The organism is Oculatella sp. LEGE 06141 (assembly GCF_015207605.1).
GTDB lineage: Bacteria > Cyanobacteriota > Cyanobacteriia > Elainellales > Elainellaceae > Oculatella.
In genome coordinates this window covers 63,798-86,308 of record NZ_JADEWO010000029.1, presented here as the reverse complement: position 1 = coordinate 86,308, position 22,511 = coordinate 63,798, and the positions used below count along the sequence as shown (strand labels likewise).

The 22,511-nt window shown below is 49.7% G+C and carries 17 protein-coding genes and 1 pseudogene; 1 reads left to right on the top strand and 17 read right to left on the bottom strand.

Annotated features, from left to right (window positions below; translation table 11 throughout):
• Positions 1-506: 506 nt before the first annotated feature.
• Together IQ268_RS18945 and IQ268_RS33005 are read right to left on the bottom strand one after the other, a co-directional pair.
• On the bottom strand, positions 507-1,094 hold the full coding sequence (locus tag IQ268_RS18945) for a COP23 domain-containing protein (RefSeq protein ID WP_193882536.1): 588 nt from the start codon (positions 1,092-1,094) through the stop codon (positions 507-509).
• 107 nt (positions 1,095-1,201) lie between these two features.
• The gene (locus tag IQ268_RS33005; RefSeq protein ID WP_255527228.1) at positions 1,202-1,327 is read right to left on the bottom strand and encodes a hypothetical protein; all 126 of its coding nucleotides are present in this window, start codon (positions 1,325-1,327) and stop codon (positions 1,202-1,204) included.
• 578 nt (positions 1,328-1,905) lie between these two features.
• Between IQ268_RS33005 and IQ268_RS18940 the strand changes: the two genes are divergently transcribed.
• Positions 1,906-7,659 carry a CHAT domain-containing protein gene (locus IQ268_RS18940; RefSeq protein WP_193882532.1) on the top strand — a complete coding sequence of 1,918 codons (5,754 nt, stop codon included), beginning with the start codon at positions 1,906-1,908 and terminating at the stop codon, positions 7,657-7,659.
• 46 nt (positions 7,660-7,705) lie between these two features.
• Here IQ268_RS18940 and IQ268_RS18935 read toward each other — a convergent pair whose 3' ends face one another.
• The 15 genes and pseudogenes from IQ268_RS18935 to IQ268_RS18865 all read right to left on the bottom strand — a co-directional run bounded on the left by IQ268_RS18935 (position 7,706) and on the right by IQ268_RS18865 (position 21,271).
• Positions 7,706-9,586, bottom strand: coding sequence for a ShlB/FhaC/HecB family hemolysin secretion/activation protein (locus tag IQ268_RS18935; RefSeq protein WP_193882529.1), 1,881 nt, complete (start codon positions 9,584-9,586; stop codon positions 7,706-7,708).
• A gap of 395 nt (positions 9,587-9,981) precedes the next feature.
• Positions 9,982-11,889 (bottom strand): serine/threonine protein kinase, encoded by a 1,908-nt coding sequence (locus IQ268_RS18930; protein WP_193882525.1) that lies wholly within the window; start codon positions 11,887-11,889, stop codon positions 9,982-9,984.
• Positions 11,890-12,187: 298 nt separating this feature from the next.
• Positions 12,188-12,295, bottom strand: a complete 108-nt coding sequence (locus tag IQ268_RS33505) for a hypothetical protein (protein ID WP_370584685.1) — start codon at positions 12,293-12,295, stop codon at positions 12,188-12,190.
• A 46-nt stretch (positions 12,296-12,341) separates the two neighbouring features.
• On the bottom strand, positions 12,342-13,466 hold the full coding sequence (locus IQ268_RS18920) for a protein kinase (protein ID WP_193882522.1): 1,125 nt from the start codon (positions 13,464-13,466) through the stop codon (positions 12,342-12,344).
• 39 nt (positions 13,467-13,505) lie between these two features.
• Positions 13,506-13,910, bottom strand: a complete 405-nt coding sequence (locus IQ268_RS18915; protein ID WP_193882519.1) for a VOC family protein — start codon at positions 13,908-13,910, stop codon at positions 13,506-13,508.
• A gap of 55 nt (positions 13,911-13,965) precedes the next feature.
• Positions 13,966-14,325: a hypothetical protein gene (locus tag IQ268_RS18910; RefSeq protein ID WP_193882516.1), complete on the bottom strand. Its 360-nt coding sequence runs from the start codon at positions 14,323-14,325 to the stop codon at positions 13,966-13,968.
• Between the two features lie 338 nt (positions 14,326-14,663).
• Positions 14,664-15,110, bottom strand: a pseudogene (locus IQ268_RS18905) (IS1 family transposase); the annotation flags it as partial.
• 367 nt (positions 15,111-15,477) lie between these two features.
• Positions 15,478-16,266 (bottom strand): peptidylprolyl isomerase, encoded by a 789-nt coding sequence (locus IQ268_RS18900; RefSeq protein ID WP_193882510.1) that lies wholly within the window; start codon positions 16,264-16,266, stop codon positions 15,478-15,480.
• Between the two features lie 165 nt (positions 16,267-16,431).
• Positions 16,432-17,448: an aldo/keto reductase gene (locus IQ268_RS18895; RefSeq protein ID WP_193882507.1), complete on the bottom strand. Its 1,017-nt coding sequence runs from the start codon at positions 17,446-17,448 to the stop codon at positions 16,432-16,434.
• A complete protein-coding gene (locus IQ268_RS18890; RefSeq protein ID WP_193882504.1) occupies positions 17,442-18,560 on the bottom strand; it encodes a T3SS effector HopA1 family protein in 1,119 nt (372 codons plus the stop codon). The genes IQ268_RS18895 and IQ268_RS18890 overlap by 7 nt, the downstream gene beginning before the upstream one ends.
• A gap of 285 nt (positions 18,561-18,845) precedes the next feature.
• Positions 18,846-20,024, bottom strand: a complete 1,179-nt coding sequence (locus IQ268_RS18885) for a phosphotransferase family protein (protein WP_193882501.1) — start codon at positions 20,022-20,024, stop codon at positions 18,846-18,848.
• Positions 20,025-20,121: 97 nt separating this feature from the next.
• A complete protein-coding gene (locus IQ268_RS18880; RefSeq protein ID WP_193882499.1) occupies positions 20,122-20,313 on the bottom strand; it encodes a hypothetical protein in 192 nt (63 codons plus the stop codon).
• 105 nt (positions 20,314-20,418) lie between these two features.
• Positions 20,419-20,649, bottom strand: coding sequence for a hypothetical protein (locus IQ268_RS18875; RefSeq protein WP_193882496.1), 231 nt, complete (start codon positions 20,647-20,649; stop codon positions 20,419-20,421).
• A 98-nt stretch (positions 20,650-20,747) separates the two neighbouring features.
• Positions 20,748-20,978, bottom strand: coding sequence for a hypothetical protein (locus IQ268_RS18870; protein ID WP_193882493.1), 231 nt, complete (start codon positions 20,976-20,978; stop codon positions 20,748-20,750).
• A 59-nt stretch (positions 20,979-21,037) separates the two neighbouring features.
• On the bottom strand, positions 21,038-21,271 hold the full coding sequence (locus IQ268_RS18865) for a hypothetical protein (RefSeq protein ID WP_193882557.1): 234 nt from the start codon (positions 21,269-21,271) through the stop codon (positions 21,038-21,040).
• Positions 21,272-22,511 lie beyond the last annotated feature (1,240 nt).

Below are 22,511 nucleotides of genomic sequence, written 5' to 3'. Positions count from 1 at the left end.
CCCCGGCCTCTAGAACGCCACCGCCTGCCCCCAGGCCATCTCCCAGAACACCTGCGCCTGCCCCCGTCAGCAGCCCTGCCCCTGCTCCCTCACCTAGCCCTGCGCCTGCCCCTGCTAATCCCGTCTTTGAGACTGGAACGGATGTCTTTTAGTGGAGGTTCAAACAGCGCTGAGTGACCCTTGAACGGCTCCAGGCGCTAACGACAGTCATGGGGAACTTCTGAGCCTTCTATAGTAAAAAATCCCCCAAATTTGGGGGATTTTTTACTAGGGCGTGCTTTAAATCCCGGAAGTCCCAACTCTATAGACTTTTGAGCGATTCAAAGTCCCCCAAATTTGGGGGATTTAGGGGGCGAAAAGCACAATGTAACCGAGCAATCAGGAGTTTTAAAACACGCCCTAGAGAAGGAAGCACCTCTGCTACGTTTCGCAATCCTCAGGTTGGTTCAATCCTGCATTGCCCTTCAATTCACTGATGCAGGACATTTACCCCGGTTCGGCTACTTTTAGAGACCCTCTGAACTCTCCTCATCGGCTCCAAGGTATTGCTCTAACTGGGAGCCAAGGTCAGCGTAATGGCGCGTGGGTCTGCGTAGCAAGGGGCCACCTGAGGCTTCGGTTCCAAATGTAACTAGCTGTCTTAGAATGGCTAACTCCTGTCCCCGATCCTCTGGCGCTAACGTCAGTAATACATTGCTAGTGTTGCATGTATCCGTTCGGCTGCCCACATAGCAAATAACGGGCTGACTATTGACGCTGCCGTAGGTTAACAGCAAGTTGCCAAATCTGCCACCATTGGCTTGCACCGCTCCATTGAGTCGGCCTGATACAATTTGACACCGCTGTTGTGGTGTGTAGTATTGCACTTGCTCCCAGGTAATCATAGGCGGCGAAACCAATTGCCCCCGGCGGGCGATCGTAGCATAGCGTCCAGAGGTATCCGTTGGAATACATTCAAAGACCGTTGATCCAGTAGGTGTAGTGGACTGCGCCACGGATGCACTCTCGGCCAAGGCAGGACGGAGAGCAATTTGCAGCATACTGGCAACCGCCAATGGAAAAACGAATGCTTTAGCTGCTAAAGAAACGGTCATATCAAACTCCTGCTTTTTAAGTAAAAAATTAATGTAAATAGAGTAGGGCATATCACTCTATTTTGAAGAACCCGGTTATGTACCGATAAGTACCCGGTAGGGTACTGTTACAGAGTGAGTCGAGATGAGAAACTGACGTTGATGAAAGCGGTACCAATGCCAATGGCGATCGCTCGATTGAAAAGTTGAGATGAAACGAGATAGCCGATAAAGGTTAAGCCTGATTGACCCACTAAAACTCCTGAAACGCTGTTTCTCCCATGTTCAGGCTCAGCCTGGAATGCACAGCCTGAGCAAGCCTGAGCGCAAATGAACACATCCTGAGCCTGAGCGCAGATTGAGCGTAGATTGAGCGCCAAATGAGCGCAGATTGAGCGCAGTCGAAATCCACGCTCCAACGATCTATCCGGCAACCAGAAGTTAAGCCTTACCTGCACGCATTGGTATAGCACCTATTTACTACTTCACATCATCTCAGAACAAAACTGGATCATGTGTTTGAAAATTAATAATTTTCCTAACTGCGATCGCTCCACCTTCATCATTAATTTGTAATATTGCATATCTATACCGCTACAGACAGCGATCGCAGTTGTGCTCGATCCAGGTTGGCAAACCAGGGACAGAATCTGCTGATATCAATTAGCGGTTGGTCTAATAGACAACTGAACGAACTATCGTAATGTTGTGTCAGGGTTGCGCTTGCTAGGCGAGGGTTTGCGCTAGAAAAACCTTCACCCATCCCAACGCCATTTAGTGCATCAATCACTGCATCACTCGCAACGGTTAGGAAACAAGAGGAGCGCTTCAGATGGCAGCAATTTCCCTGGTGATGACTACCTACAACCGAGAGGGCTACCTGCAAGCGGCGATCGCCAGTGTCTTACAACAAACCCGACCAGACTTTGAGCTAATTATCTGGGATGATGGTTCAACCGATGATTCTGTTGCGATCGCGCAGGAGTTTGCCCGACGAGATGGGCGCATTCGGGTGATAGCCGCTCCCCATCTGGGACGAGGTCTTGCTTTGAAGGCGGCGATGACCCAGGCTTCTGGTCAGTACATTGGTTGGCTTGATGACGATGATATTCTAGCTGCAACCGCACTGGAAGAAACAGGAGCGGTGCTAGATGCCAATCCAGGCGTAGGTCTGGTTTACACCAATTATGCTGAGATCAACGAACAGGGGACTCATCGAGGGAGTGGTCGTCTCTGTCAGATTCCCTACTCTAAAGATCAACTGTTGGTAGACTTCATGGTTTTCCACTTTCGCTTGATCCGTAAAACGATCTTTGATCAGGCTGGAGGAATCAATGAATCCTTTGAATACATTGAAGACTACGAATTGTGCTTACGGCTCTCTGAAATAACTGAGATACGGCATCTCCCTAAGACGCTTTATTTTTATCGAGTCCATCCCAACAGCATTACCCGGCAGAAGCGCCAAGAGCAGATTGGGTTATGTGAAAAAGCAATTAATCAAGCCTTGCAGCGTCGGGGATTGGACGATCGCTTCAAGTTAAGGGTGCAGTTACCAGAAGGACGGTTTTTACTATGCCGCAAGCATTCTCTTCGCTCTGCACTGAAGGCCGCTTGCTTACCCTTAGCTGCATTCCCGATCGCTTGGGCTGTTTCCAGTTCAGAGGCGATCGCCCAATCCATTGTGCCTAACCGCGACGGTACGGGTACGGTGGTGAGTCCGAGGGGCGATCGCATCGACATCACGGGAGGACGCACTTCCGGCGACAACACTAATCTTTTCCATAGTTTTAGGCGGTTTGGGTTAAGCGATGGAGAAATTGCCAACTTCATTACTCGTCCAGAGGTAATCAACGTTCTGGGGCGAATCAATGGTGGAGAAGCCTCTTTTATCAATGGCATCCTCCGGGTCAGTGGCAGCAACGCCAATCTATTTTTGATGAACCCCTCCGGCATTGTTTTTGGACCAAATGCCACCCTGGATCTGCCCGGAAGCTTTACGGCAACCACGGCAACCGGGATTGGCTTTGGCTCAAACTGGTTCAGCGCTATTGGCAATAATGATTATGCTCTACTAAACGGCAATCCCAGTGCATTTGCGTTTACCGTCTCTCAGCCCGGTGCCATTGTTAATGCCGGAGATCTAAGCGTTGCCGCAGGGCAACGCCTGGGGTTGCTGGGTGGCGTTGTGGTGAACACTGGAGAGCTTTCTGCGTCGGGTGGGCAGTTAACGGCGGTGGCGGTGCCGGGGGAGAGCATGGTGCGGCTGAGCCAACCTGGTAACGTATTGAGCCTGGAAATTCCGATCGCCCCTGGTAGTCGTCAGCCTCAGCAATGGATATTGCCGATCGCCTCTCTCCCTCAGTTACTCACCAGCAACGGCACAGGGCAAGAATTAGGATTACAGGTGAATACAAATGGACAGGCAGAATTAGTCGATTCTGGCACAGTCATCCCGTCAACAGCGGGAACGGTCGTTGCATCGGGACAGTTCGATGTTTCCAATCCTCAGTCGGGCGCAGGCGGCACGATTCACCTATTGGGTGACAGGGTAGGGCTGGCAAACGCTCAACTCAATGCGTCTGGTCATAGCGGTGGCGGCACGGTGCTGGTGGGGGGCGACTATCGGGGAGAAGGCACCGTTCCTAATGCCAGCCAAACGTATGTCAGCCGCGATTCTCGCATTACCGCAGATGCCACCCACCGTGGAGAGGGTGGAAACGTCATTGTTTGGGCAGATGGAACAACAGCATTTTACGGCACGATTAGCGCCCAGGGTGGGCAACATGCGGGCAATGGTGGCTTTGCTGAAGTATCTGGCAGACAGGCTCTGCGGTTTGACGGTTCTGTTAACCTGACGGCGGCTCAGGGTGAGTTAGGAATGCTGTTACTTGACCCAGAAAACATCACGATATTCACAGCCGTTGAAGGTGGAGGCAATCTAGATGAGAACCTGCCTGATATTCTTCAAGGAGAAGGAACCTCTACTGGAACCGATACTATTTCTGAGCAAGCTCTGGAGAGCCAAGCAGCCAATGCCAATATTATCCTGGAAGCAACTAATGACATCACCATTGATCCTCTGGATGATGGAGTTCTCAACCTGCCGACAACTAGCGGCAGCTCGGTGCGATTTACAGCCGATGCGGATGGTGATGGAACTGGCAGCTTCTCGGCTGGCAACGTCGAATTTTTCAACACGATCGAAACGCAAGGGGGGGCGATCGCCATTTCCGGCCAGTCCATTAATGTGGGCGACATCAACTCCAACGGTGGCAATATTAGCTTGAGTTCAAATACAGTCGGTTTTAGTACTGGTATAGACTTCGGGACACTCAACTCTGGCAATGGAAACGTTGATCTTGAGGCGATCGCCGTGCAAGCGGGTACAGGATACGGTACTATCTCCGGCAATGCGATCCAGAGCCAGGGTGGTAATGTTACTGTATCCGCAACGGATGATGTCTTGATCAATAGCATCAACTCAGCCAATGGGGATATTGCCGTAACGGCTGGTCGTGCTGCTGCCAATCCAAATGCGACTGTCTCTCTTTCACAGGTCAATTCTGGAACAGGGAACATTACGCTCACAGGTAATGAAATTGATTTCTTTGAAGGGGGTGAAGAGGGCGGGTTCGGACTGGTTCAAGGAAGCGGCACACTCACATTACAACCATCGGCACCCGATCTGGATATTGTAATAGGTGGCTCAGGCTATGGTAATCCGCTGAATCTGACTGATTTTGATCTGGGTGCGATTCAGGATGGCTTCAGCCAGATTACGATTGGCGACCAGAGAGGAAGCGGCAATGTAACGATTCTGGGAAGTGCCGATCCTCGGTTTAGTGACCCGGTGACGGTGCGATCGCCCAATGGTACCATCAACGTCCAGGGCAGTCTAATTGGTACTGACAACGCATCCATCACCCTGAACGGCGCAACAACTTTTAGCAACCAGGTAATTGACGACGATCCAGATATTCCACCCACCACACTCAATGCCGGAATCACAACAGCGGGTCAGCCGATTCAAATCAATGGCAATACCACACTCAACAACGACACCACGCTGAATACAGGAGCGGCGATCGGTGGCAACATTATCCTCAATGGCACTGTAAACGGTACCGCTACTCTGGCGCTCAATGCAGGCACAGGACAGGTGAACCTGAACGGAGCCGTTGGCAATGCTGTCCCTCTACAATCCCTGACGGTTAACGGCGCAGCTAATCTGAATAGCGGCTCGATTACCACCACGGGCGATCAGGTGTATCAAGATCCGGTAACGTTGGAGCAGAATACGACCCTTACCGGCAACGACATTACGTTTAACTCAACAGTAGATTCGGCCAATGCCCCTCGTTCACTGGCGGTAAACAGCAACGACGTTGTGTCAGATGGCGCAACGGATCTTGGTGTGACCACCTTCAACAGAGCTGTAGGCGGCAGCAGTCCCCTCGCCAGCCTGACGACCAATGCTGCTGGACAAACCGTTATTGGTGCCAACATCACCACGGCAGGTAACACCATGCAGTTCAATGATCCGGTCTTCCTGCGGCAGGATGTAACGTTAACCGATAGCGTTGGCGATATTGTGTTCAACAACACGGTGGATAGCGAAGATGTTCTCCGCTCGCTGACGGTCAATGCCCCCAATGGGGCGATCGCTTTTAACGGAACGGTTGGCAGTGAAGCGGCTTTGTCGAGTCTGGCCGCCACCGCATTTAATACCGTTACCCTGGGTGCCCCCATCATCACGAACGGCAATATTACTATTCGTGGATCTGCAATTCAGGCTGGGGCACAGGGTGGCGCTAGTTTGAACAGCGGCGGAGGGGCTGTCGGCCTTACCAGCACGAGCCAGGATATTGAAGTCGAATCGATCGCGACTCAAGGCGGCACGATTCGGGTAAACGCCAACCGCTTCTTCCGAGCTACAGGGATTTTACCTCCCAGCCCTGCCAGACCTGATAATACCAGCATTGATTCAGGAGGAGGAGCGATCGCTATCACCCATGCCGGGGGGCCAGAAACCAATCCGGTAGAGCCATTTGTCATTGGTGATGCGACTCTCAACGGTACGGCTGGCAACATTACGAACGGGGTCAACACCTTGAGAGTAGGGCGATCGATTCCAGGTGACTTTACTCGCGGCACCATTGAAATCGACACAGATGATATTGACGTTACGCCACCCCCACCTCCACCGAATGGGGAGGAGCCTCCAACCATTGACCCGACCGAAGTGGTACCGCCGCCGGAGCGGGCAGAACCAAGCCTCAGTTCCGAATTCACTCCGCCGCTGGTGCTGGGAACGGTCGCCGCCCTTGAAGACACGACCTGTCGAGAATTCCAGCAATATTTTGGTTCCGAAACCTTTGGAGAACTGGCTGGTGGACAAGACCCCTGCGAACGAATTAGAACCCCTGAAGAGATTAGCGCCATTTTAGGCACGATCGCGGCACAGGCGGGTCGGCGTGCTGCCATCATTTACCTGGTTGATACACCCGAACAACTGGAGGCGATCGCTTTCTTCCCGGAAGGGCAACCTATTCGCCGCACAGTTCCCCAGGCCAATCGAGAGGCTCTGCTGGCCGTGGTTCAAGATTTTCGGGCTGAGGTAAACCCGGAAGACATTAGCAAACTTGGCGGTACCAGCTATTTAGCATCGGCGCAGCAGTTGTATCAATGGCTGATTACGCCCATTGAATCGGAGTTAACCAATCACAACATTGATACCCTGGCGTTTATTCCCAGTTCAGGACTGCGATCGCTCCCCTTTGCCGCGTTGCACAACGGCAGTGAATTTCTAATTGAGAAGTATAGTGTGGGGTTGCTACCCAGCATTAACCTGATTGACCCACGCTATCAGTCGCTTCAAGGCTCAAATGTGTTGGCAGTCGGTAGCGGTAGATGGGAAGAACGGGGATTTGATTTAAACGACTTGCCCTCTGTCCCCATTGAAATTGCTGCTGTAGTGCAACAACCGTGGCAAGGAGAAACGCTGTTTGATGAGGAGTTTACACTGCCCCGGATCGCCTCAGAAATCAACAATCCGGCCTTCCGCATCCTCCACCTGGCAACACACGGTGAGTTTTTACCGGGAGACGCGAATGATTCTTACATTCAACTCTGGAATGCCCGTCTTGGTTTAAACCAATTGCGCCAGCTCCAACTAAACCAGGCACCCGTTGAACTGCTGACCCTGAGCGCCTGCCGTACCGCTTTGGGAGATGAGTCCGCCGAGCTAGGCTTTGCGGGGTTGGCTCTGGCCGCAGGCGTTAAAAGCTCGTTGGCAAGTTTGTGGTATGTCAGCGATGTGGGCACCCTGGGGTTAATGACAGAGTTTTACCGAGAGTTAGCGCTGGTTCCCATTAAAGCAGAGGCGCTCCAGCAAACTCAGATCGCTATGCTGCGTGGAGAGGTTCAATTAGAGGGAAATCAATTGTCTGGCCCAACGGGCAATTTGGAACTCTCGGACAGTACTGCCGCAGAGTTATCGGCTCTGATGGATGAGTTTGGAGTTGATGACCTCAGCCATCCGTTCTTCTGGGCTGCTTTTACGATGGTTGGCAGCCCCTGGTAGAGATGTGGTGGATCACGTCTCTACCAGGGCTCAATGAGCGGAACCGTTAAAACCGATAACTGGCGCTAAAGTAGATGCCATTATCCTGTGGCTGCTCGCGGCGATCGCCCAACTCTACAAACGGCAACGCCAGATCGAGCTGCAATGACAGATCTGAATTGGGCTGATACAAGAAACCCAGACCAATATCACTCAAGAATCGGGGATCGTCCTCTTCATTAGGATTGGACGGATCGTTCCAGACATAGCCCACCTCAGCAAAGGGAGCAAGCTGGAAGATCGGTGCCCCTGAAGGGTTACGCGCTACTGGAATTCGCCCCTCAACCGATAGAAACGTGCCGTTGTCCCCCCGGCGGCTGTTGGGAGGATAGCCCCGCAAAGATGACGCACCCCCCAGGAAAAATTGCTGTGATGATAAGAGCGGATCGGGCGTAAGCTGCAAGCCACTTCGTACAATTAGCCGATAATCATTTCCCAATTCTTGAAAGCGAACCGCTTGTGCAAGCCAGCTAAAGAATTGACCATCTGGAACGGAACCAGAATTGTTGGTGGCGTCGAACAGATCTAACCCAAAATTGAACTGAGACTGGAGCGCCCATGCCCCCTGCGTGTCTCTTCTCACATAATCCTGTCCAATTCGCAATACTCGCGTTCGGCTAAAGCCGTCATCATCGGGGCCTTCTTCAAACGGCTGTGGATTGTTATCAAAAATGAACGTTTGACCATTTTGGATGGTGAACCCGACCGATACCGCAAACTCTTCTCGCAATGAACGAACGAGCGGCTGCCGATAGACCAGTTCATAAAACTCTGACGTTCCCCGAAACCCAAACTCTTCAAACTCTTCAGCCGTTACCGCCGAATCGCTATAGACACCGCGAAACTGGAGTGCGCCTTCCTGCGGATTGAGCGGAATGCGATAGCTTAAGTCATACAGGTTCAGCGCGGCTCTCGGAAAATCGGTGACGTTGACCCCCACACTGTAGGAAAACGCCAACTCATCACCAAACCCAGCCAGGTTGCGATGACGAAAGCCCACCGTCGCCGTTTGTGGGGCGATCGTGGATGGGAAATGGTTATCAAACCGCACTTCTAGATCAATGGGATCGGCTTCTGTAACCACCACTCGCAAGATACTACGACCTCGGCGGCTATCTGGCTGAGCGGCAGGAGCGTCACTCTCGACCCGTTGCAGAATCGCTTCAACACTGCTGAACAAAGGATCAATTTTTAGCAACCGCAGCCTTTCTTCCAAACGGTTTGCATTCACTGGAGCCTCAGTCGCTAGCTGTAAGCGGCTACAGAGGTAGCCAGGTTCCAGGCGATCGAGTCCACTCACCTGAATTTCTGCAATGCTGCCTTCAATTACCTCAATCTGGATCGTTTCGGAGCCTAAACTATCCTCATCCAGGTCGGCAAAGGAGGTAATATATCCTGCCTGTACGTACCTTTCTGTAATTTGATCCGCTGCTGCCTGGAGTGCTTGAATACTGACGGTCTGTCCGCGTAACGGCTGAACGATCGGTTCAATATCCTCTGCACTAAAAATGGTACTTCCGGTCACGGCAAGCTGGTTTACCGTCACCAGGGTGGGCGCAGGAGGAACCGCATCAACAGAAGGGGATGAAACGGGCGGCTCCTGGAGAGCGGGGGTGCTGGTATCATCCGGTGATGATGGTTCGGACGGTATGGGAGCAACCGTTGTACCGCCCCACGGAGATGGATTGGTTAATGGAGGATTGGTAATGGATGGGATGGGAGGAAAGGGGGAGGCTTCAGGAGCAGCATCGATCGCTGGAGCCGTTTGACCTGCTTCAGGTTGGGAAGCCTCTACCTGATCGCTTTCTGCATCATCCACAACAATACAAGCTGTAGAGAACGGGGCACTGGGTGTCGCCGAGACAGCAGAACCCAATAACAATGTCATTGAAACGCCAGACAAAAACAAGCCTGGTTGTGAGGTTAAATTAAGCCGTATACCTGTATCGTTTACTGGCATATAGAACTGGCATATAGATCATGTAAAATGAGCTGAAACTTGCGGATTGACCGTTACGCCTAGCGCATGTGGCTCACATCAACCGTTAGAGCCTAAAGGAAGACGCAGTGCTTAACCTCCATCAGGCGTCAATCGATCATTGCCCTGTAGCGGTAGCAGTGTTTTTGATATCTTGATTCTTTGATATCTTGTCATTTTAAGCATAGGAGCATTACCCGAACATAAAGAATTGCTTCTAAATGTCGGCACTCTTTAGCGATCGCTACTAAACCATCACTACTGGAATATCATTACTGTATCAGGACAGATCACCATACTTGCCTTCAGTCAAGCTTGTGGCCATCATCATGAAATGAAAGCCTGTCCTGTACGGTGCTATGCATGATGAGTAAAGACTGATTTTGCCGAGGTAAATGTTGACGAAACTGAGCCCGCAAAAAGAAGTAAGCCCCAGCCATTACGGTTAAACCAACGGCAAACCCAACGCCCAGCGGCACCAGAATACCAGAGGAGAGCCGACGGGATGTTTGTCTAACATCAGCTGATGCCTGAGCAATGAGGCGATCGCCATAGCTTGACTTGAGCCAGCGCACCCCCTGCGATACTAAGGAGCCGTTTCTTACAGGAGCATTTCCCTGAACTCCAGCCTGGTGCTGTTGGGCACCTGCAACCTCTCTCCCCTGCAACGGTGGCACTTGCGCCAGGGGTTCATCTACCTGGTTCATATCCCGGTAAGGAGTGGACTTAAACGGCTGTACGATCGTGGCATCTGGACGAGGTGCGATCGATTGCGGTGGGGTTTGGGCGATCGTGGCATCGGCATTGCCCGGTTTCCGATAGGCAGGATTTTGGACAATCGTGGCTCCTGCGGGCGGTGATCCCGGTGTTGGGGGAGATTGAAGAATGGTCGTATTGGGTGGTTTGGGTGGCTGCAACGGCGGCGATTGAACAATTGTGCCGTCCGTTGTTCCAGGAGGCGTTTGGGCAACCGTGGCATCTGGAACCCCTGGAGGCACCGCAGGAGATGGAGCGGTAGTAGATTGCACGATCGTTTGGTCGGGTCTAGGCTGGTTGCCAGAACCCTGCACGATTGTGGCATCGGGTCGTTCTGGTTCCAAGTGAGAAGGCGCTTGCGTGGTGAGACTGGGTTCAGCCGTGGGTGAAGATAGCTGAGCTAGCGGACGGTGAATGGTTGCATCTTGACGCTGAACCAGGGGTTGAGAAACGGTTGGATCAAGCGCTTCCGCCTGGGCAGCACGGGAAAATGCTGTAACCGAGGCCACGCGAGTCACCTGGACGATGGCCTTTAGAGCCTGGCCTAATTCCACTACAGAGGCAAACCGATCGATCGATCGCTTACATAAACAGCGCATCACCACGGCTTCTAATTCGGGCGGCAATGATTGACAGTAGGGCTGTTGACGCAGCGGGGTTGGTTCCACAGACGCATGAGCCATTGCCCAGGACATTTCCAACTGAGATGATGTTTTTGCCTCAATTCCAAACGGTTCGGTGCCGCTCAGCATTTGGTAGAGGATCATCCCCAGGCTGTAGATATCGGCTCGTTCGTCAATGTTCCAGGCATTCTTTAACTGTTCAGGAGCGGCGTAGCGAAATGTTCCTAAAAATGCCTGGGTTAAGTTGGTTTGTTCGGCTTGCCCGGTGGTGTGTAGCTTCTTGGCAATGCCAAAGTCCAGAATCTTGACCAACTCGCCGAGGGCAGTATTGACAACAAAAATGTTGGCGGGTTTAAGGTCGCGGTGAATCACCTTCACCTGTTCTGAGACGGTGGCCTCCTCCTTCCACAGGGTAACTCCCTCATGGGCAACCTTGAGTCCGGCACAAAGCTGATTGGCGATCGTCACAGTGCGTTCAATCGACAGGCGACCTGTTCGGCTCAACAGTTGGCTTAAGGTTTGCCCTTGCAGGTATTCCATTACATAAAACGGAAACCCCCCTGTGGCAACTCCGTAGTCAATCACTTGTACAATATGTTCGCTTTCAAGCGCAACGGACAGAGCCACCTCGCGTTCAAACCGAGCCAGTAACTCCTTTGATTTAGCGAGGGCACCTTTGAGCACTTTGATGGCAACCCGCCGACCAAGACGTACATCCATCGCCAAAAAGACATCCCCTACAGCACCACTGCCCAACCGCCGATCGAGGCGGTAACGCTGCTGGTCACCAAGGCGACGACCTAACCACGGATCTGAAACACTGGGTGAATTCATGAAATATTAGAGGAGGCAATCTCTCTCACCATAGGTGTTAATAAACATCTTACTCAGATAGGATTAAATTAACCTACACCCCAACCCTGACGCATTCCCCATTCGTCTCTGATTCTGCATCTGGTTGACCGACGAAACTCAAAGCGCAAAGCTGTAGGCTTAATGGTGAACTCCCGCTCTCGCTGCTTTTGGGTTTGTTGTGTCGAGGCAGCAGAATCAGGGTCAGGGTCTTCCCACAGGGAGATCGTTGAGAACACACGCCAGTCTCATGCTCAATATAGTGGTTCATCCGGTTTGTCTAGTCTCTTGCAACGGATTGAGTGCGGTTATTCACCTCCAACCTGTCGTAGATGTCGTGAGCGTGCCATTCAACGGCAGCAAGACTGACCAATGGTTGATCGGCGATCGCCTGGTTTAATATCCCGGTGGCAAGATACTGTAATACCTCTAGCTCACGGTTGCTCGGTAGCTTGATTATGGGTCTGCATTGGAAGCAACCCAGCCTCGTTGAGCAGCAGCCGTAATTCTGTGTGAGGCAGTTGTGTGTCCTTTTGGTCGCTTCCCCTCATCTCAGTAAAGAAGGCTTGCATCAGTGCAATAATGCTACGGTATTTAACGATGCTGGAAACATAAAACTCATCTAAAACCATGTCTCCATCAGCCTGAATCTGCTGAATGTTATCGAGCAATATGGCTCCCACTTCATAGGGTCGTAAACCGTCTTTGATGCCATATTTCTTCATGATTCTGTACTTGTCGTTCTCAGAACATGAACCATAGGGCGATCGAATTAAATGTCCCAAATTTCGCAGGACTTCCCCATAGTCATACAAACTGTTTTGCTCAAAGAAAACGGTTTCGTCTTCTGTCAATGCAAAACTCTTGTCGAGTGCCAACCCAAAATCAGTCAAATAAATCTGCTCACCGTCCGTCAAAATATTACGGAAATGGGCGTCAAAGTGAATGATTCCTTTCGCTCTTAAAAAAGCGATCGTCCTCCATAAATCATTGAGGGTTTTCTGAAGTTGGTGGGGGTTCTCTTGCAACCACGTCTCTAATATGTGGGGAATGTACTCCAGCAATAAAACCAATTCATATTTGGCATGTACCCTGTCTAACACATATTTTTTGATGTTGGCATGATTACCCCAATGTTCTATGTCAATTTCCAACTTCGCACAGTTTTTAGTAGAAGGAAGAATTCGATAATGATACATCAATGGAAAGTTGGCGATCGCTCCTTCCAAGACCCAATGGGTTGTTTTGAGATGGGTTATCAATTCACGGAAAACTCCTAAACCAGGCGAACCAACGCCATAGTTATAACCAGTCGAAAGATTATAAAGGTTTTTGGTGGAAAACAGGTTTTCATATTCAATATCCGTAACCGGAACACGTTTCACAAAGACTTTGGATTGCCCAAAGACAATAATGTGATTCATCCCCCAACCTGTACTTGATTCATTCGACTCACTCTGGTCAAACAATGAATTCAAATTACTATCATCAAGCCGAGCAATTTGCGAACTAATTTCAAAATATTTCTGCCTTCTAAGCTCTAAAGAATTGCTAATCATTATTCGTGCTTCGATGACACCTTTTGTTGATCATTGATCCTATCCAGTCGTCAAATCAAAATGGGGATTCCAAGCGACTTCCCACAGATAATCATCCGGGTCAGCGAAGTAGCCAGAATATCCGCCCCAATCAGTATCTTGTGCAGGTTTGAGAATGGTAGCTCCTGCCGCTTTTGCTTGTTCAAGAACGGAATCGACGGCTTCCTTCGATTTCACATTGTGTGCCAGAGTGAGTCCTGAAAAACCATTCCCTGCTGCTGAAACTTGAGCATCGGCTGCAAGTGCCTCACGGGGATAGAGAGCCAACCAGGTTCCTCTAAGATTGAGGAACGTCACGCCCTCAAACTCTTCTTTCGCAGGTAAACCTAGTCCCTGTTTGTAAAAGGCGGTGGAACGAACAAGGTCAGAAACTCCAAGCGTAATCAGGCTAATGTATGGTTCCATAAGTCATGCCATTTCTTTATCGTTTGAAAATCATCATCTACCTATCTCGTATTGGTCAACGAGTTATATCAATCGCCAGGTAATACTGCCACTGTAAATTCATTTGCAAACGGGACGGGAGTTGGTCTTTGGGAAGAATCACCATCTCGCCATGCCAATCCACCAAACGTCCTAACGTCTGAATTCGCTCCAATAAAGTTGGGGTTCTTGACTCACCTACGTTATAGACACGCCCTGTTGCGCGATCGTTCGTGACTGCTAGTGCGATCGCCGCTGCAACATTCTCCACATAGCCATGGGAGAAGCGCCAACGAGCTTGTTTCTCACCCAATAGAATGGGTTGCTGGTCAAACATTTGCTGAAGGTAGGGTAGAAAACGATGCTGGCGATCGCCAGAACCATACACGGCTGGCAACCGGAGTAATTGTACACCGGAGAATTGTACAATGGATGTCCAGATGCTGCATTAGCGCCTGTTCCACCAAAATCCTGTCGTAGTCCTGCTGAAACTCGAAGTTTAATTCCGCCAGGTCTCGATAGGGGTATCGCGTTTCCCGCAGTGGTACATCCTCAGCTAAGGGCACTGGATCAGAAGGATGGTTGCCTTGACCTTGCAACCCTTCATAGTTACGGTAAACATCTCCACTGCTGATAGCAACAATTCGCTGAGTGCAGTTGCTGAATACCTGAACAACATTCTGTGCTTGTACTTCTGTAAAAGGAACGATGTCGAGAACAACATCCGGTAGTGCATTAAATTAATGTGGGATAAGTGGCGATGTCGTGCCAATTCCACAATCGCGTCGTTAATCCTGCTCGTTGTGCAGCAGTGGTTTGGAAGCGGCTATGTTTCCAGATCCAGTTAAAGTAACTCACGACTAACCGAGCCGTCACTTTGGTCTGTTCCCATACCTTGCCAAATTTATTCTGTCGCCGATGCCATCTTCCCGTTTGTTGTTGTAATCTTCCATTCGTCCGCTCCAATCGCTGTGTTTTATCTTTGCCAATGTAGTGTTCTATTTCTGGTGACAACACTCGCTCATATCCACCCCAGTCATCTGTATTCAATTGTTTGCAAGGGGTCTTTCCTTCGGTGTTGACTACTAATTGCTCAATAAATGCATCGGTGTGTTTGCCCACGCAGGCGGCAAGAATTAAGCCACTGGAACAAGCCAGACTCAACCCAATCCAACCGTCCCCTCCTTTGAAGTTCCATGTTTGACCAGATCGGAACTTTGGCAAGCAGGGCACAGACCGGGTTCCAAAACCATAGGAGCATGAGTTGCTAGAGGTAAAACTACTCTACCTCAAGTCCACAGGTCTAGCACACTACCCACTGCCGAGTAGAAGTAGACATCGGAAGGTTAAGAGGAGAGTTTAGTCCTGCTTACCTTACCATTCCCCAGTTTTTGCGACACAACCAGGTTAGGTTTGTCTACCTTACCACTGACCCATTTTTGGACACAGCCCTGAATAGCAGGATGAATTGGAGCAGATCAATTCATCCTGCTATTCATTCATATACAAACTCAGCAACGCCGTTATGAATGATTTGAAAATACCAGATTTACAAATTATCCTGCCAGCTCTGGGCAACAACAGAATCATGGTTCTGTAACCAGAGTTGAAATAAGGTTGCAAGGATGTAGTCTCGAACATCTGGGGTTAATTCAGCCACAAACCATTTCTCTACCCGAACGATGTGGCAACCGAATTTGGTAGAAATAGGTCCCACTAATTGCCCTACTTCGGCATCGGCAACCGCCGATGCAATTTCGGGAATCAATTCGGCTAAAAATCGCACACCAACGAAACCGCCATTTTCCTTAGAATGCTTGCCTTTGGAATACTCCAATGCCGCTGCACAGAAGGAAACCTGTTCCTGGCGCAAGAGTTGAAGTAACCGCAGAGCTTCAGACAACTCGTTTACCAGAATTTGGGAAACCGCAACCCGTTTGTACTGCTCACGGTTGTTCAGGTAGTGACTATCAACATTTTCCCCAAACAAATGCTCCTGCAACTTTTTAGTCAGCAATGTGACTCGAATGCCCTGTGACCAATCTTCTACAGCAATCCGCTGACGATTCAGCCAGTCAAGGGTTTCAGTGGCACCCAGTAATCGGTGTTCCGTTCGAAAGGCATCTCCAGCCGCCTGCCACTCCTCATCGGACAGGGTGATATTGAATTGTTCGCACAATTTCAGAATCAGGGAATTTTGCTCTGCGGCAGTAGACAGTTCTGCAATTTTGCAGGTGCAGCGTAAGTAAGCCAGAATTTCTGCATCGGTCGCAGGAGCGATCGCTGGCAGGGTAGGTTGGGTAGATTGGGTTGGAGTCTGTTCTAGTGTGCTTGCCATGGTGATACCAGGTTAAAGGTGACAAAGTCAAAAAGTTTGTTACGGCAGGTGCCAGATGTCAGGTATCAGACTTCGCTGTGAGTGTTAGCCGAACGGTGTCAAGGAAGGGAGATTTGATCGCTACTGCGACAGTGGAAACAAGTGTTTTAGTGGTTTAAAAAGCCATTAGGAACGGTAGATCAGTTTTTCAGGGAGAATTTCCTGAGGATTGAGGCGGTTACGGCTGAGATCCCCATAGAGATTGAGATACTCGATTTCAGTTGGTGTGAATCCACCTTGCTGCACGCCTTTGATTGCCGCATCCACTTCTTCCCGGCATCTCAAGCCGGTCAGACAGATATCCACACAGGGTTGAGTCAGCGAGTAGCGATAAAGGTCTGGAGCAGTGGGTCGCCAGCAGCCTGGGGACAGGGGCACCGGAACTTCCCAGAGCAAGCCGGTATGGGAGCCGGTGGATTTGAAGGTGACAATTCCGGGGCGATCGCGATCGGTGGAATCCAATTGGCTAAAAATCTTTTTTTGAGCCGAACGGTGGCTGATATTGTGTCTCACCATCACCACATCCAATAAAGGGCTGTTTAACCACTGCTGCGCCAGATCCAGGTCATGGAACGAAGCACCAATGTAGCGAACGGCTCCCATTTTCTTGAGGCGTTCTGACACACCAAACATTCTTTCCATCACCCGGCAGTAGGGAGCATGAGGCCCCCGCAGGTCGCGGGACAGGTTAAGACACTGCGCTAAAGCAGAAGCATCATCTTTGCCAATCCAGCCCCAAAACAGCACATCAACATAATCAATTCCCAATTCCTGAAATTGATCCAGGAGAGCTGCCAGTGCGACTTCAGGATTTTTAATGTAAGTGACCGTTGCCAGAACAACTTGCTCGCGTCGAGCAGCCCCCCGCCGACAGAGTTGATGCAGAGCGCCAGCCATAGAACGGTAGAGATGATGATGCAAATCGCTGGAATAGAAAAAGTAATTGATCCCCTGGTCAAAGGCGTAAAGTGTATCTTCGCTAGAGATGGCACCGCCACCGCCCAAACCCAGGCAACTGACGGTTAAATCGGTTCGTCCCAGTTTGCGGTAGAAAGAAAAGCCAGACTCTGGGGCGATCGGGTTGGGGACATCAACAGGATTAGATGGAGCTTGGTCTGGAGTTGACAGGTCAGCAATCAGCATAGATCCAGGGGAGTATAAATGTCCTCAGAATGGGGATTCAGGTAGGGGAGTTCGAGCGCAATCCCTAAGAGCGCAAATTGTTCCAGAATGGCTGTCATTCGCTTTTCGGGCGACTCATCACCACTCAGCCGCGCCAGCAGTAAGCCATTGGCAATCAGTTGGCAGCGATTCATGCCAAAACTTTCCTGGGCAGTCAGTTTCTGAGCGGGTTCTTCGGCCAGGGCTAGACCGGGAGCCAGGGTTTTGGTGAACAGGGGAGTTGCTTCATGAAAGTAAGTGCAATGCGCTTGGTAGAGAGGTTGCAACACCTGGCGGACGGCTTCATAGTGAGAGCGATCAAAGTACAGAACCGCAGAATCGTGACGCTTATACTCAGACGAGTTGTAGAGAGCTTTGAAACTAAAGGGAATTTGAGCCTGGTTAAGCTGCTGTGTCAAACCAGTCATCATTGCTACAGCCCCGTCAGGACTGAGGTTGAAATAGATCCTCACGATCTTTACCTGAGCCGTGTTGTTGCTTTCCGGGCCAGCATTGCCGATCGCCATATAAAATCCGTTCTGCACCAGGTTTTTGGGCAACAGCATTGCCACCTGCTCCCCTGGTTTTGCAGTCTGTTCTGAGGGGTGCAAGTGGCGATCGCGCTCAACATGCAGCGTCAAATCATGCTTAAATACTGCCAGAGTGCCATCTTCTTCCTGCCGCAACACCTGCCATCCCGGATCGAAGTAGCCCTGTCCAGCGTTGCTCTGATGCAAACGTTGATAAAACTCCAGATCAATACCCTGGAGGGTGTTATTCTCTAAATTTTGTTGCAACACCCGGCTGTTCACGTTGTTGTCTGGTGCCAGTAGGGTTTGTAGAGAACCGTTGTAGTACAACCCATAAATAAAACTTCGCACCTGCAAACTTAGAAACTTATCTCGCAGGTCGGATGGAGCTTGCAAAAAGCGAAGTGCAACTTCCTCCGGCAAATCGAAGGGTTTGTAATTGGGATGGTGAATACAGAAGTTTGCATGGATCTGAACATGCTGCACAATATCTTCCAGAACATTGATCAAACGACTGGGTGCAGAAGCGGGCAGTTGGCTGCGTAAAAGATTCAGGGATTGCATAGGGGTAGAAAATTGTCACTGAATGTGGGCAGAGAACAATTCAGATACGCTCAAATGTGGGTGGTACAGCCGTTTTCGGACGAATAAACCACCGTGAAGATGGGGAATGAGGAGTCGTGCGGTTTAATCAAGTGAAAATCGCTGTAATTTATGGCTTGTTAAGGAATGGGAATTAAATCAATTCGAGCATCGGATAGGGGCGGGTTTGCTTGAGTGCTTCATGGGATACTGATTTGACTTTAAAACCCGCCCGTACAATACGCGGCATTGATTTGATCCGTGATCCTAAGCTTGAGCGGAACTTACTAAAGCAATCAATGTAGATTCTGAGACGCCAAAGACTGTCGCGATCGACGCCTCTGGACGACAGAGGAGTGACTTAGCAACCTGGAGCATACAGACTCCCATGTTGCCAAAGGATTTTTGATATTGAATCATGGCGTTAATTTGCCGAATCAACCCCAGACCAGCGAATTGAACCGTGCGTTTAACAAAATCAGGACGGTGATCCAAAATTTCTGGAAACTGGCTGAAATATCCTTTGAATAGGGCAGTGATAGAAGGTTGCAGTTGCTCCAGCGGTGTCATTGCCAGACGAAGGGATTCTTGAATATCAAAGGAAGAACTGATAACCAGACTGTTTAACCAGGTTTGCAAATAGCTGGCAATCATCAAACCCATATCCAGGGCAGGATCACCCCATGCTCCCCGTTCCCAATCAATAATCCGCAGGAAACTGGGCTGTTCCGGTGCGATCGCTAAGGTCTCCCAATCCTGGTGGAGCAAAATATTATTGGGACGCAGATCATTGTGGGTTAAACAGCAGAGTTGAACAGCAGTAGAGAGTTCCGCGATCGCCCGTCCCAGGCTATCGTACCGTTGATACAGGGAAAAGAACTTGAGCGCTTCCACCGGAAATTCACTAAATACCTCTGGACCGATCCGCTCTAACCCTTGCGCCAAATGAATTTGATGGTTGGCAATCTGCTCTGCCAGGTTGGGAGCCAGGAACTTTTGGTATTCAGCCCGGTGATAGGTCGATGCGTGGATCTGTCCAATGAACTGACCGATCGCTATCGCAATTTCCACTGGAAACCAATTTTGCTTGGTATAAAAATCTGCCAGATCACAATAGTCCAGAAGGTAGTTGAAAACGACAATGGCATTGTCCGGATTGAAATGCAGTAACTCCGGGAACGAAGGCTTAAAGCGGTGTAGCTCAGGGAACTGCTGGATAAATTGCTGCACCCGCCACTCTTGCAAAAACTCCCCTACGGCCTGTCCATCCAGTTTGAGCGGTTCTTGCTTAACCAACAACTTACGATCATCCGGCAACGTCAGCAGTAAATTAAAATTCTTAGCAAACTTTTGCTCAATTTCAATTGAACTGGGATCTAAATCCAGATCAAATCCATGTTGATTCAAGTACTTAATTACATTCTGCGAACTTAGTAGAAATGACATATTCCTAACCTCCAGTTCATAAATTGCAATTACCCCTTCCCTAGCTTGGTTGACAAAGGTCAGAATCAAGGTTTCAGAGGTTTGTCAGCTAATTCGGTTAAAGCCTGGGGCGATCGCCCTGCTCTTGCTGGCTTTGTTGTTGAACGGAAGGTGTTGCAGAATTTGGCTTCCCCTTAAAGTCTCTGACAATAAAAAACGCAATCAACGCACTCAGAATAAATGTCAGGACTGCCAATGCACCGACTACAGCAGCCTGGTCCCCTAATTGATTCAAGAAATTCCGATTCATAGTTGCCCTCTATCAACAACAGCGACTTGAATGCTTGTTCCCAGAAAAGGGCTTGAGCCTTGCGGATTTGCTCTCTCAAGCCCTCCTCAGATAGGTGGTCAGGGTTTATCTACCCCAGTTCTTGACCACATTGTAGGACAGTACCGCACTACCAACGGCCGCAGAGGCTGCTGCTGCGCCGATTTGTGGGGTTGCAGGACTTGCCGGAGTCAGAAAGGTCAGTCCTCCGTTGATATCACCCGTCAGTTCATCAGACAGATCGGACAGGAAGCTTTCCTGGTCGACCAGCAAATCAGATCCAGCAGGACGTAAGTCCTTAACTAAAATAGATGCCATAATGACTTATCCTCCAAAATGCAAGGGGGAAACAGGCTTGAGACAGCGAGACGTCCCTCCTGTCTCAAGCGTTGATCACAGTAACGGTAAAGAGCAGCTTATCTACCCCAGTTCTTCACAACGAGGTAGCTTGCACCAACGCTTGCTACAAATGCAGACACAGCAGCAGCACCAACCTGGGCACTTGCAGGGCTGATTACAACCGTAAACGCAAGTCCCCCGCTGATATCACCTGTCAGTTCATCAGACAGATCGGACAGGAAGCTCTCCTGATCTAGCAGCAGATCGCTGCCAGCAGGACGTAAATCGTTGATCAGAATAGATGCCATAGTTTGCACTCCAAACTTTCAAAAACTAGAACATTGAGTATCTATTGGTTAGATGAAACTTAGCGAGACAGCCAGCCGATGAATCCACCGACAGCCGCACCAGCCGCCGCAGTAACAGCCGTTACACCTAGGGAGATCTTGAAGCAAGCAGCCGCAGATGCGGGAACAATGGTGGGAGTTGCACCACCGTAGACGCTCAGTTCACCATCAGACAGTTCGCTCAGGAAGTTCTCAGAATCCATGAACAGATCGGCACCAGCAGGACGCAAATCAGAAATAGTGATGTAAGCCATTGTTGCTTTCTCCTTCAAGGGAATGGATTTGGAAACGAATTAAGCAAAGAGTTGCTCAACTCTGCACCTCAGTATCGGGAGAAAAGTAAACTCGGTCAATCTTTTTGATTTGAATTCTAGATCCTTAAATCAGTCAGTTTTGTCTGGTTAGCTTAGGGAACTCAAACTTGGCAAGAAGACTTGCTCCAAGGGGATTTCACTGACTACGGATGATTGCTGAAAGAATCAAAAGTTGAGTTGTCTGATGAGTACAAAAGTGATTTCTTTCAAATTAACGCCATAGGTCAAGTATTTGTGTCTTTTCTAGTGTCCTGAAGTAGGCTACTGAAGTTTGATGTACAGGAATCAAGCCCTGGGCACCTAGTATCCGGACTTAAAGAATGGAGTTATGTCAGGGGAATGGACTGGTCGTTGCACGAGATAATCTTGGACTAACAGCAGTTCTCAATCGAGTCAGCCACAGTCTCGCCAAGATGGGTGTGGGGTGTGGAGTTTAAGGCGTGGTGAATGCAACTGAAAATGGCTGTACCTAGAAGCCCAATGTCTCGTTGAAATTCGTTGAAGTGACTCAATGATCTTCCAGAGCCGCAGTATTTGGGAATTACTGCACACCATGTTACTCTTTCCCTACAAGGCTTATCCTGACAACCAAAAGTCTCTGCAATGGTTAAGGCGATGGGGAAAGCCTGTGGTGGGGTTTCGCGAGAGGAAATGCTGAGAGTGGTGCGTTAGGGCGATCGCCTGATCTTTCTGGGAGACAAAACTAAAGAGATTATGTCTTTTGTTTTTTAATGTTTTCTCTTCCGAGTGTGTTTCCCTGCCTCCTGTGCAAATGCTTCCTTTACGATGGATAAGTTTTTATTTGAAAAGCAATTCACAAGACACATCAAAATAATTGATTAGCTTGATTAGATATTCTAAATATAAGAATTTGGCACCTTCCCCACTTCTTAAAAATTGGAGCTGCAACATAGGCGGTCGTGTTCTAGACATGTGGATCAGGGTATCTGAACCCTACTTCTAGCAGCAATCTCTGGAAAGCTATCCCCACGTCCAGAACATCACCAACTTCCTCTGGATTATAAGCATCATGCATACTTGTCAAGCCCTGTGGCTATGATGGAGCATCAGAGATTTTCTTTTTCTCTGTAGAAAATGACACGCGCTCGGTCAGATTAAACTTTTGATTCTTCATGAAAAATTTATAGAATGCTCCTAAATAAGTGCATGTCAATTTGGC